Annotated in this window: 10 protein-coding genes; 3 read left to right on the top strand and 7 right to left on the bottom strand. The window is 73.0% G+C overall.

Translation table 11 applies throughout. The annotated features are described in order from the left end of the window. The 5 genes from ACFYYW_RS22975 to ACFYYW_RS22955 all read right to left on the bottom strand — a co-directional run. The coding region (locus ACFYYW_RS22975) for a HAMP domain-containing protein (protein WP_387651258.1) at window positions 1–230 on the bottom strand (230 nt) is incomplete at its 3' end. 129 nt (window positions 231–359) lie between these two features. Continuing rightward, entirely contained in the window at window positions 360–722 is a 363-nt protein-coding gene (locus tag ACFYYW_RS22970; RefSeq protein ID WP_352329146.1) for an STAS domain-containing protein, read from the bottom strand. Between the two features lie 174 nt (window positions 723–896). Further along, a complete protein-coding gene (locus ACFYYW_RS22965; RefSeq protein ID WP_387651254.1) occupies window positions 897–2,345 on the bottom strand; it encodes an MFS transporter in 1,449 nt (482 codons plus the stop codon). Window positions 2,346–2,509: 164 nt separating this feature from the next. Then, entirely contained in the window at window positions 2,510–3,112 is a 603-nt protein-coding gene (locus ACFYYW_RS22960) for a TetR/AcrR family transcriptional regulator (protein WP_364421337.1), read from the bottom strand. Between the two features lie 74 nt (window positions 3,113–3,186). Then, window positions 3,187–3,630 (bottom strand): CBS domain-containing protein, encoded by a 444-nt coding sequence (locus ACFYYW_RS22955; RefSeq protein ID WP_352329152.1) that lies wholly within the window; start codon window positions 3,628–3,630, stop codon window positions 3,187–3,189. Between the two features lie 410 nt (window positions 3,631–4,040). Here ACFYYW_RS22955 and ACFYYW_RS22950 point away from each other — a divergent pair, with 410 nt between their 5' ends. After that, window positions 4,041–8,873 carry a DNRLRE domain-containing protein gene (locus ACFYYW_RS22950; protein ID WP_387651252.1) on the top strand — a complete coding sequence of 1,611 codons (4,833 nt, stop codon included), beginning with the start codon at window positions 4,041–4,043 and terminating at the stop codon, window positions 8,871–8,873. Between the two features lie 119 nt (window positions 8,874–8,992). Here the strand turns inward: ACFYYW_RS22950 and ACFYYW_RS22945 are convergent, their stop codons facing one another. After that, window positions 8,993–9,535, bottom strand: a complete 543-nt coding sequence (locus ACFYYW_RS22945) for an RNA 2'-phosphotransferase (RefSeq protein ID WP_387651249.1) — start codon at window positions 9,533–9,535, stop codon at window positions 8,993–8,995. Between the two features lie 35 nt (window positions 9,536–9,570). Next, window positions 9,571–10,539 (bottom strand): ArsR/SmtB family transcription factor, encoded by a 969-nt coding sequence (locus tag ACFYYW_RS22940; protein ID WP_387651246.1) that lies wholly within the window; start codon window positions 10,537–10,539, stop codon window positions 9,571–9,573. A gap of 83 nt (window positions 10,540–10,622) precedes the next feature. Between ACFYYW_RS22940 and ACFYYW_RS22935 the strand changes: the two genes are divergently transcribed. Both ACFYYW_RS22935 and ACFYYW_RS22930 read left to right on the top strand, forming a co-directional pair. Beyond that, complete coding sequence (locus tag ACFYYW_RS22935) at window positions 10,623–11,840, top strand: MFS transporter (RefSeq protein ID WP_387651243.1); 1,218 nt, start codon at window positions 10,623–10,625, stop codon at window positions 11,838–11,840. Continuing rightward, window positions 11,837–12,376 (top strand): DUF892 family protein, encoded by a 540-nt coding sequence (locus tag ACFYYW_RS22930; RefSeq protein WP_387651240.1) that lies wholly within the window; start codon window positions 11,837–11,839, stop codon window positions 12,374–12,376. Before ACFYYW_RS22935 ends, ACFYYW_RS22930 begins: the two co-directional genes overlap by 4 nt. Window positions 12,377–12,391: the final 15 nt, after the last annotated feature.

Genomic DNA, 12,391 nt, shown 5'->3' with positions numbered 1-12,391 from the left:
ACCTCGGAGGTGAACAACGACAACTGATCGACCATCCCGTTGAACACCGAGGCGATCTCACCCAGCAACCCGTCGGCGTCCTCCGGCAGACGGGTGCGGAAATCACCGTCCCGGACCGCCGTCAGCCCGCCGAGCAGCTGGCGCAGCTCGGTCTCGCCCACCTCGGACGGGCCTCGGACCCGTTTGCCGCGCCCGCTCGTACGTGCGTTGCCGACCGTGGGGTCGCTCATGTCGTGTTCCTCGTTCCGTGCTCGCCCGGCATGGAAGAACTTCAACCCTGGGTAGCGGAAGAGTAGCCGCCTGCGCCCAGACGCGCGCTAGCCCCGAAGTTAGCCGAGAATGCGCCCGCGCGCCGCCCGTCACACGGAACGTTCCGCGGCGGCCCTGGCGGCGGCCACCGCCTCCTCGACGGTGTCGTGCACGGGGAGGTGCCCGAGCACCCCGGTGATGTCCAGCAAACGGGCGGGCAGGGGCTGCACGGCGGCCAGGCGCACCGCGCCCGACCTCCGGAGCTGGTCGGTGGCGAAGGCCAGCAGGACGTGCAGGCCCGAGCTGTCCACGAACGGCACCCGGGCCAGGTCGAACACGACCTGGTGACCGGGCTCCGGACGGTCTCTGAGGAAGCTCTCGAACTGGGCGCGGTTGGTGGCGTCGAGCTCGCCGGACACCTCGATCACCGTCACGCCCGGCTGCTCCCGGCGCAGGAGCGTCAGCGGCGGCATCGCCGCCGCCCACCGCGCTCGGGACGCGACGCGACCGGTGGCGGAGGGGCGCCGTCCGGCGCCCGGTGATGACCGGCCCCGGCGGAGGCCGGGTGTGTCGAGAAGCCGCGTCCCGCGGGGGGCGGAGCAGTCACGCAAGCAGAATAGCCTCCCGGGGTCGCCGGGGACATCCCATCAGTGACCGTGACCGTGACCGACGAACGCGCCCGCCGGCCTGCCGGGCGGGACGAGACCGAGCGAGATCGCCGCCGCCACCCCCGCGACGACCGCGCACAACACGAGCCCCGAGGTGAAGCCGCCGGCGCCCGCGCCCGGCACCAGGCTGGACGCGGCGACCGTGGACACCACCGCCACCCCGATCGAGCCGCCCAGCTCGTGGAAGGTGTTGATCACCCCGGAGGCGACGCCGTTCTCGCCGGGCGGGACGTTGGCCATCGTCGTGGTGGTGGCGGTCACGAACGCCGGCCCGATCCCCACGGCGGCCAGCACGAACCCCGGCACCAAGGTGGTGTACGCGCCCGCCTCGGGGGACACCCGGGTCATCAGCGCCGCCCCCGCGGCGGTCAGCAGGAACGACGCCACGGCCACCGGCCGGCCGCCCACCTTGCCGATGAGGCGGCCGCCGACGTGCGCGCCCAGCGTGATGGCGACGGCGACGGGCAGGAACGTGAGCCCGGTCCGCAGGGGGCTGTAGCCCAGGACGTGCTGCAGGTAGAGGGAGCTGAGGAAGAACAGGCCCAGCATCAGCCCGGTGGCGACCAGCATGACGAACGCGCCCGAGACGACGGGACGCCTGGCCAGGGTCTCGATCCGCATGAGCGGCGCCCGTACCGACCGCTCCACCAGGACGAACGCGACATACGACACGGCGGCCCCGGCCAGCGGCAGCAGGGTTCCCGCGGAGGCCCAGCCGCCGTCGCCGGCCGAGACGAGCCCGTAGATCAGCAGGGCGGTGGCCAGGGTGACGAGCAGCGCGCCGCCGACGTCGACCCGGCCCCCGCGCGGGGCATCGCCGGTGGCCCGGGCGGCGACGCGGGCGGGGACGACGCGGGGGACGGCGGCCAGCACCAGCAGGCCGACGGGGACGTTCACGTAGAACACCCACATCCAGCCGGGGCCGTCGGTCAGGACGCCGCCGAGCAGCACGCCGATCGCCGCGCCGGAGCCGCCGATGGCCGCCCACACGGCGAGCGCGCGGGCCCGGCGCTCACCCTGGAAGACGGTGGTGACGACGGCCAGCGCCGCGGGGGACAGCAGCGCCGCGCCGACCCCCTGGACGGCCCGCCCGGCGATGAGCGTGCCGCCGTCGCCGGCCAGGCCGCAGGCGAGCGAGGCCGCGGTGAACAGCGCCAGCCCGGCCATGAGCGTGCGGCGGGGGCCGAGCGCGTCGGCGAGCCGCCCGCCGAGGACCATCAGGCCGCCGAAGCACAGCGTGTACGTGGTCACCACCCAGGTCAGCGCCTCCCGGCCGAGCGCGAGGTCGGCGCCGATGGTGGGCAGGGCCACCTGGACGACGGTGATGTCGATGATCAGCATGAGCTGCGCCAGGCACAACAACGCCAGCACCGCCCAGCCCTTGCTCTGTGCGGGCGCGGCAGCCCGCGTCCCGACGTGATGACTCATTCCCGGTCTCCTTAACTCGTACACTGATGTTCAAGTTAAGCACAACAAAACGGTACGCCGGTAGGGTGTCGCGGCGGCACGGGTCGGCCGGGCACGTTCGGGCCGCGCCGGGCGGCGGAGTGTGAGGTCGTGCCGGAAGGCCGGCGGGGGCCTGGCGGGAGAGGTCAGGCGGGGGAGGGCGGGGTCAGGAGGGAGAGCATGGTGCGGGCCAGGACCGGCTCGACCTGCTCGGCGGCCAGACGGCCGGCCTCCCGTTCCTGGGCCGCGCTGTGGATGATCGCGAAGAACGTCGTCACCAGCCACTCCAGCGGCAGGTCGGTGCGGAAGTCGCCGTCGTCCTGGCCGCGGGCGATCAGGCGCTCCACCCGGCGCAGCGGGCGGTCGTGGTGCTCGCGGATGCGCTCGGTGGGCAGCACCCGGTCGGCGGCCACGAAGAGCCGCCGGTGGCGGTCGAGGATCTCCCACGACGAACGCAGCAGCCCCGCCATCGCCTCCGGCGCGGGGGCCGTGTCGAGTGCCTCGTCCTCCAGGACGGCGTCGGCCAGCCCGACGGTGTGGTCGAGGACGGCGTCCACCAGGGCCTCGCGGGAGGGGAAGTGCCCGTACAGGGTGACCCGGCCGACGCCCGCGGCCTTGGCGATCTCGGCCACGCTCGCGCCCGGGTCGTCGCTGAGCAGCCGCGTCCCGGCCTCCAGGATGGCGGCGATGTTGCGCTCGGCGTCGGCCCGCCGGGCGGGGACGGGCTGTCGGGCGGCGGTCTTCCCCATGGGCACCACCCTACGACGCTCCCGGCCGGAGATCGTCGCCGCCCTCGGCGCGTCACCGGCCCCGGGGGAGGCGGTCAGAGGGCGAGCGCGTGGTCCAGGAGGGACTGGAGGGTGACGGCTCCGGCGACCCGGCCGTCCTCCACGATCGCCACCAGCGGGCTGCGCGTGCGGGCCATGAGCGCCGCCAGTTCGAGCACCGTGGCCTTCATGTCCGCCACCGGCAACTCCCGCGGCTGCTCGGGCAGGCACTCGCGGACGGTGCGCGTGCCGAGCCGGCGCAGGAAGAGGTCGGCGTGGGCCTCGTCCACCACCCGGGCCAGGGCCGGGTCGTCCTGGCAGTAGGGCGGCACGGCCAGCCGGAGCACCTGCGTGCCGGGGAGGATGCTGTGGGGGCGGCCGTCGTCGCCGATCACGATGAGGCCGGGCAGGTCGCGCTCGGCCAGCAGCCGGGCGGCGTCGAGCGCCGACATGTCGAGCGTGACCGCCGGGAACTCCGTGACGAGATCGCGTGCGCGCATGGGTGATCATCCTCCGGCCCACAGCCTAGCCAACGCCCCTCCCGCCCGGCGCGCGGGCACTGGTCGTCGGCGAACGCCCGCCGTGCGCGGCGGTCGTGCGGTTCGCGCTTCACCGGCTGGGATATTGAACCGCGGCCCTTCGGTGGCGAAATCGGGCGCGCGGGATTTCCCGAAGAGCGTGCCGCGACACCGGGATTTGGGCCCGATTGAGAATCGATCGCCGCGAAATACATCGCCGGCGTCCATGTCATTCACCGCGATGTGCCCGCCGCGGTCTTCCGGACCGAAAAATGCGCGGCCCCGGTCGATCACGGAGCATCCCGTTCCCGTTACTGGAAACGATCTTTACATTTAATCCCACGCGTGTGACGATCACTGAGTTTTACCAACATCTGTTCGAAAGGCTGTGAGTGAACACACGTCGATTAGCGTCCGGCTTTTCCCGCCGGACGCGCCGTCGCGCTGCCCTGATCACGACTCTGACGCTGCCGCTCGCGCTGCTGAGCGCCCCCGCCATCGCCCAGGGCCGCACGTCACCCTCCACCGCGGCGCCTCCGGCGACGACGCCATCGGCCACCACTACGGAACCGGCGCTCAAGGCCGCCTGGCGGCAGGCGGCCGAGTCCGGCAAACCCGTCGAGGTGCCGTCCCGGTTCTCCGAGACCATGAAGGTCTGGGCGAACCCCGACGGCAAGCACCTGCGGGCTGAGCTGTACACCCGGCCCGTCCAGCTCAGGAACCCGGCCGGCGCCTGGGAGCCCGTCGACACCCGCATCGTCACCCGGGACGGCAAGCTGCAGGCCGCCCGCGTCAAGACCCCGCTGACCTTCGGCGGGCGCGGCGCCAGACACCTGGTGTCGGCGGCGGGCGAACGGGGCACGACCGGCCTGCGCGTCACCCGGGCGTTGCCGGAGCCGAAGGTCTCCGGCAGCACGGTCACCTACCCCGACGCCGTCGCGGCGGGAGCGGACCTGGTGGTGCGGGCCCAGCCTGACGGGTTCGTCTCGCAGGTGGTCCTCCGGCGGCGGCCGGCCGGGCCGGTGACCGTCCGGCTGCCGCTCACCCTGCCCGAGGGCACCGCCTTCGGCACCACCTCCGACGGGCGGCCGCAGCTCAAGGACGCCAAGGGCAAGGCCGTGGCGGCGCCGGTCGTCCTGACCGCCATGGACGCCAAGGCCGAGACCGGGCCCGACGCCGGCCGGTCCGCCCCGGTCCAGGCCCGGGTGGACGCCTCCGGCGCGACGCCTGAGCTGGTGTTCACGCCGGACGAGAAGTTCCTCGCCGATCCGGCGGTGACCTACCCGGTGACGATCGCCGCGGCCGACGACTGGTTCGGCGGCGGCCAGCCCGACGACGCCTGGGTCAGCAAGAACAACCCCGCCACCAACAACGCCGCGGCCGCCTGGCTGCGCGCCGGCACCACCTCCACCGGCGCCGACATCGCCCGCGTCTACCTGAAGTTCGACACCGACGACCCCGCGCTCAAGGGCGCCACCGTGGTCGAGGCGGACCTGTCGGTGTGGAACTACAAGTCGGGCGGCCCCAGTGGCCAGCAGTGCGGCGACCCCATGGGATCGGGCATCGGGGCCGCCCTGGTCACCTCGGCCTGGGACACCTCCACCCTGAGCTGGTCCCGGCAGCCCACGTTCGCCAGCAGCCTGGAGGGCGTGAACAAGGCCGGCTACAACTCCGAGGCCGCCCCCGGCTCCTGGTGCGCCACGGAGGAGACGCTGGTCCACCCGGTCACGAACATGGCCGGCGCGTGGATCGAGCGGGGCGTGGCCAACCACGGGATGGTGCTGCGGGCCGTCAACGAGACCACGGCGATCAACTGGCGCCAGTACTACTCCAAGGAGCAGAACGGCGACCCCTACCCGGGCTTCCGCCACCCGCCCACCCTCATGATCCAATACGTTCCGGCGCCCGAGCCGGAACAGGTGGCCATCGTTCGCGACTATCCCGGCGGCCAGCAGGTTCCGGCCGGCTCCTTCGCGGAGGACAAGGCCTGGGCGACGTCGTCGATGCGCGACGGGGAGACGGTGCCCGGCCGCGCGATCACGCCGGAGAAGGCGCTGGACGAGGCCATCGCCCGGAACAACACCGTCGAGCTCGGCGCGATGGACGCGTCCTACCCGAGCGGCCTGTCCGACGAGGAGCTGGCCGCGGGGTTCGACCCGGTCTCCGACGATCCGGGAACACCGCCCGCGCCCAACCCCGAACCGACGCCACCGGCGCCCGGCAAGGTGCTCAACGCCAACCCGTCCTTCGAGAGCGGGCTCCCGCCGTGGACAGCGACCGGCGGCACCTTGGAGCGGTCGGCCGACCGCGCACACGAGAGTGCCGGAACCGCGTCGGCGAAGCTGGTCGTGCCCGCGGGCGGTCAGGCGGAGGTCCGCTCCGAGACCGGGATCGCGGTCCGCGCGAACGCTCTGCACGCGGCCAACGGCTGGTTCTACCCGCAGGGCGGGAGCCTCACCCTCGCCTGGGGCGTGGACTGGTTCGACTCCGCCGGGACACTGCTCAAGTCCAGCACGGCCGAGCGGACCCTGGCGGCCGACACCTGGACCGCCGTCGAGGCGACCGTCCCGCCGCCCTCCGGGGCCGCGACGGCGCAGCTCAAACTGTCGGTCAAGGCCGGCCAGGACGCCCCGGCGACGTTGTACGCGGACGAGCTGAAACTCCTCGGCAGCGGAGACACGGACCCGGGCCCCGGCCAGGAACGCACGATCGAGCTCCCGCTGAAGGACAACCTCTGGATCGACAGCGCGGACGCGATCGACGACAGCGGCGACAACCTCTGGGCGGGCCTGTACGACGGCTCCAGCACCCCGGTCAAGGAGCGCACCTACCTGCGGTTCGACTCCGCCGCCCTCACCGGCAAGCAGGTCAAGTCGGCGGAACTGCGCCTGTCGAACGTCTACGGGTACGGATGCGGCGACAGCGGCGCCGGCATCCTCGCCCAGCAGGTGACCGCGGCCTGGGACATCAGCACGTTGAGCTGGGCCAGGCAACCCGCGGTGACGACTGAGAACCAGGCCACCGCCCGTGACCCGCAGCCCTGCCAGGACGACGATCCCGTCATCGGCGACACGTGGACGTGGCCGGTCACGGGCATCGCGCAGGCGTGGGGCTCGGGCCGGCCGAACCATGGCCTTCTCCTCCGAGGCGTCCACGAGGCGTCCACCGCGTCGGCGTACGACCGGGGGTTCGCCTCCTCGCGGTCCGGCAGGCAGGCACCCACGCTGGTCGTGACCTACATCGACTCCCCGACCACCACACCGACCCCCACTCCGACACCGACACCCACGCCGACCCCGACCCCGACCCCGACACCGACCCCGACTCCGACCCCCACTCCCACGCCGACTCCCACCCCCACGCCGACTCCCGGTGACGACACCACGTCCCCGGAGGTCGTGCAGGTCCAGCCCGCCGACGACGCCGAGAACGTGCCGGCAAGCGCCAAGGTGATCGTGCGGTTCAACGAACCTGTCACGAATGCCCGGCTCACCGTGACCGACCTGTTCGAGGAGCGGGAGGTCGCGGGGCAGTCCAGCATGAGCCCGGACGGGAAGACGCTGACCTTCACGCCCTCCCAGGCGCTCGGCAGCTTCTACGCGGCGGAGGTGAGCGAAGCCCAGGACGCGGCCGGCAACATCATGATCGGCTCCTACGCCTGGTGGTTCACCAACTACCAATGGACCCCGCTGAAGGCGACGGCCAAGAAGGCCGCTCCCGGCGCCCTGGCGGCCGGCCAGCTGCGCGTCCGCGGCGTCAAGGAGTCGTCGGGACGGCTGGTCGTCCCGACGACGCGGCCTTCCTTGCTGGTCAACGCCCCCCGTGCGGCAGGACGGCACGCTTCGGCGGAGGTTCAGGTCGAACACGCGTCGGCGCGTCAGGGCAAGGGCGTGATCTGGTCGGGCAGCGCGGAGGCCGCCGAGCACGGCTCTCCGGCGATCACCGGCATCCAGGTGCCCGCGGGCAAGCTGCGTGACGGCTGGCGGGTGCGCTGGCGGGCCCGGGTGTCACTGGCGGGAGCCGTGGGCGCCTGGTCGGACTGGCAGTCGTTCACGGTGGCCGAGACCGCGGGCGGGTCCGAGCTCACCGCCACCGCGGCGGCGGACGCGGCGAGCATCAAGAAGTACCTGCCCGCCGACAAGGACGCCGCCCAGGACGTCACCTTCACCGAATGCCAGGCGGCCGCCGCCACCGAGTCCTGGAACGGTTACACCAAGAACCGTTTCGCCTACTGCAACAAGGGGCCCTGGGTCAGCCGGATCACCGCGAAGTACCCGGACGGTCAGGAGCAGGTGCTGACCAAGGTCCAGGGCAAGCGGCTGGTGCGGATCTCGACGGACCAGACCGGCCGCGAGTTCGAGATCACGACCCGCATCTCGGTCGACGCGGGCGGCTTCGGCGCCCTCGCGACGGCTCCGCACGCGTTCTGGACCGAGGTGAGCGATCCCGGGCCGGGAACCGGCGCCTGCCAACTCGTCTCCAGGACCGGGACGAAGTGGGCCACTCCCACGCAATGGAACAACGCGAGCCAGGAATGGCAGATCACCGAACGTTTCCGTACCGACCGTGCGGACGGCGAGCACAAGATCGGCTCCTGTACGCTGACGCCCGCCCTCGCGCACGACTACAACGGCAAGCGGGCCGCGCCCGGGTTTCGGTCCTTCACCGTCAGGTGTGACACCTCACCCCTCATCTCCTGGCACAACAAGGACGCGCAGGGCAATTCCGTCGGCGGCTGCGTGATCATGGACGCCGTTCCCGCGCAGTCCTTCGCCAAGGACGACAAGAACGACAAGGGCGTGGCGGTCGACCAGATCTACGACCACATCAAGCGGGCGCTGACGCCCGGCTCCGTCACCAACCCCCAACCCGGCGGCATCGCCTTCCCGGACCTGCGCCAGGCGAAGAGCATTCCGGGCGGCACACCGCAGAACCCCCTGTCCCGGGCGAGGTATTCGTCACAGATCGACGCCAATCATAGATTCGCCGGTAAAACGTGCGAGTTCGAGTTCGGCAAGGAGGAACTGGCCGCCGATGACGTCGAATGCGATCAGTTCCCCTTCGCCTCGACGGCGCAAGGAGCCGCCTACGCGAAACCGGAACACAATTTCTCGGTGCAGATCCTCGGCAAGGAACAGAACCAGGGTTTCGGCGCGGTGCTGCAGGCCTGGTACAACAACAATCGAATCCTTCGGCAGGACAAGTTCTACCTGCGGCTGAAATAGCGGCCGCCGCGGCCCGCTTCCCACCGTTCGGAAAGCGGGCCGCGTCACCCTCCTCATGCTGTAGCCCCGGACGGGACGCCTGCCGGGGGCCGCGGAGAATCCCGGGCTCCCGCAGCGGGTCAGGAGGGGAAGCGCAGGTGGGCCGGGGGGACGTGGGCGGTGAGCCAGACGCCGTTGGCGCTGCGCAGGAAGAGGTGCCCGGCGGCGTGCATGTCCCCGGCGGCGACCGCCAGCACCACCGGCCTGCCCCTGCGCGCGCCCACCCGGACGGCGGTCTCCCGGTCGGGGGACAGGTGCACGTGGTGGCGGCTCATCGGCCGCAGGCCCTCGCGGCGGATCGCGTCCAGGTGGCGGGCCACCGTCCCGTGGTAGAGGTAGGCGGGCGGCTCCATGGCGGGCAGGCCGAGCTCCACCGGCACGGAGTGGCCCTGGCTCGCGCGGATCCTGCCGTCCTCGATCGCGTAGCGCCGCTTGTCGTCGGCCGCCACGACCTGGCGCAGCTCGTCGGGGGTGATCGGGAAGTCGTGCGCCGCGGCCGCGGCGAGCAGGTCGTCGACGGGGACCCAGCCGGCCGCGTCGAGGGTGAGCCCGATGCGCTGCGGGTCGTGGCGCAGGTGCCTGGCCAGGTACTTGGAGATGCGGATCATGCGTCGTTCGTCCATGGGCTTCCCATGGTGGCAGCTGCGGACGGGCGCGGTCAGGTGGTTTGTGCCCGTACGAGGTCTTCGCCGACGGACGTACGGCCGTAGAGGACCGAACGGCCCGCCCGCACCCGGCCGACCAGCCCCGCGTCGAGCAGCACCTTGAGATGGCGGCCCACCGAGCCCAGGCCCTGGCCGGTGAGCGCGACGAGCTGCGTGGTGCTCTTCGGGGTGTCCAGCAGCACCAGCACGCCCGCCCGGGCCCCGCCCAGCAGCCGGCCCAGCGCCTGCGGCGCGGGCGGCGGGCCGACGTCGGCCAGCGGGCCCGAGCACGGGTAGACGATCGCGCAGCGGCGGGAGCCGTGCCAGCTCACCCAGCCCTGGCGCGGCGTGACCGGCACGAACATCAGCCTCGCGCCCGCCAGGTCCCGCGGCGGATGGTCGTAGGCGTTGATCTGCAGCCGCCCGTCGCCCAGCCAGCGCAGACCGGGACGCATGCCGTCCAGAGCCGCCGCCCAGCCGCCCCGGCCCAGCCGCGCGGCGCGGGCCGTGACGTCGGCCTCGATGATCCGGCGGCGCCGCGGCCAGGCCGGCAGCACGGTCTCGCGCCACACCCACTCCAGCCGGGCGGCCATGCGTGCGGGCAGGTCGTCGCGGCGCAGCGCGGCGGGCACCGGGCCGCCCAGCGACTCGACCAGGTCCGCGCGCGCCTGCTCGGGCGGGGTGTCGCGGACGCTCGCCAGCTCCTCCTCGAAGGCCGCCTCGCCCTCTCCCTCGGGCGTGGGCGTGAGGAACGTCGCGTTCCACGTACGGCCCAGGGCGGCGCGGACGAGCAGCGCCGTGACCGGGTCGGCGGCCTGCTGGGCGCGGTAGGCGGGCAGGTGGGCGGCCAGCCAGGCGTGCTCGCCGGGATGGGCGGCGACGGCGCGGTCCAGCGTCTTCAGCGCGGCGATCGTCTCGGCCAGCGGCGACAGGACGAACCGGCCGTCCGCCAGCGTGTCCGCGTCGACCTGCCAGAACCCCACCACGTCCTCCTCGTCCCTGCTCTGTTTCGCGGGTGGGCGAAACAGTAACGCCTGCCGTCGCCGGTCGCGAAGACTGCCGTCCCATGCGCACGTACCGGGACCTGTTCGGCAGGTCCGGATTCACCCCGCTCTTCCTGGTCTCGTCCGGGCAGGTGGCCGGGCAGACGGTGAGCGGGCTCGCCCTCGGCACCCTCGTCTACGCCGACACCGGATCGCCGCTGCTGTCCGGGCTGGCCATGTTCGGCCCGGCGCTCGCCCAGGTGGTGGGCGCGGCCACGCTGCTGTCGGCGGCCGACCGGCTGCCGCCGCGCGCCGCCCTGTCCGGGCTGGCGCTGGCGGCCGCGCTCGGCGCCGCCTTCCTGGCCGTGCCCGGCCTGCCCGTGTGGGGCATGCTCGCCGTCGTGCTGGCACTCGGCGCGCTGTCCGCGCTCGGCGGCGGCGTCCGTTACGGGCTGCTGAACGAGCTGCTCGACCGGGACGGCTACCTGCTCGGCCGGTCGGTGCTCAACATGTCCTCCGGGATCGTGCAGATCGCCGGGTTCGGCGCGGGCGGGGTGCTGGTGACCGTCCTGTCGCCGCGCGGGACGCTGCTCGTCGCGGCGGCCCTCCACCTGGCCGCCGCGACGGCCGGGCTGGGGCTCGGACGGCGGCGGCCGCGCGCGTCCGGACGGCCCTCACCCGCCGAGACCTGGCGCGACAACGCCCGCCTGTGGTCCGATCGGCCGCGCCGGCACGTCTTCCTCGCCCTCTGGCTGCCCAACGGCCTGATCGTCGGCTGCGAGTCGTTGTTCGTGCCGCTCGCGCCGGACCGGGCCGGGCTGCTGTTCGCCTGCGCCGCCGGCGGGATGCTCGCCGGTGACGTGCTGGTCGGCCGGTACGTGCCGCCGCACCGGCGGGCGCGGCTGGTCACGCCGCTGTACCTGCGGCTCGCGCTGCCGTACCTGGTGTTCGTGGCCTGCCCGTCGCCGGTGCTGGTCGCGCTCGCCTCGGCCGGGTTCGCCGCCACCCTGCTGCTGCAGGAGCGGCTCATGGCGCTGACGCCCCCCGAGCTGAGCGGCCACGCGCTCGGCCTGCACTCCTCCGGCATGATCGCCATGCAGGGGCTGGCCGCCGCGCTCGCCGGCGCCCTGGCCGAGCACACCTCGCCCGGCGCGGCCATGGCCGTGCTGGCCGCGGCGTCGGCGGCCGTCACGCTCGCGCTGGCGCCCCGCCTGCGGTCCCCCCGTGTCGCAACCCCGGCGCAGGGTCCGGCGAAGTTACCGTTGACCAGGGGAAATCGCCGGGGGAAGGACACATCATGACGCAGACGGACGACTTCGTGCTCGACGTCACCAGGATCCGCGAGCAGGTGCGGCAGAAGATGGACGAGGGCCCGATCACGCAGACCTTCGGCCGCGACCCGGAGAAGGTCATCGAGGTCCTCAACGACGTGATCGCCACCGAGGTGGTGTGCTGGCTCAGGTACACCAGGCACGCCATCTCGGCCAAGGGCATCGACCGCGCGCAGGTGGCGGCGGAGTTCACCGAGCACGCCAAGGAGGAGCTCGACCACGCGCTGCGCGCCGCCGAACGCGTCAGCCAGCTCGGCGGCGAGCCGGACTTCGACCCGGCCAAGCTCGTCCAGCGCTCGCACACCGACTACCAGGTGCCCGCCGACACCGACCTGAAGGCGCTGCTGGAGGCCAACCTGTGGGCCGAGCGCATCGTCATCTCCACCTACCAGGAGATCATCCGCTGGCTCGGCGACGGCGACCCCACCACCCGCCGGCTCATGGAGTCGATCCTGGAAGAGGAGGAGGAGCACGCCGACGACCTCACCGACCTGCTCGGGGTCTAGAACCGGGCTTGGCCC

Origin of the sequence: Nonomuraea sp. NPDC001831 (genome assembly GCF_042892035.1) — a bacterium.
Lineage (GTDB): Bacteria > Actinomycetota > Actinomycetes > Streptosporangiales > Streptosporangiaceae > Nonomuraea.
Note: the sequence above shows the minus strand (reverse complement) of the source record. Positions and strands in the feature narration are given on the sequence as shown.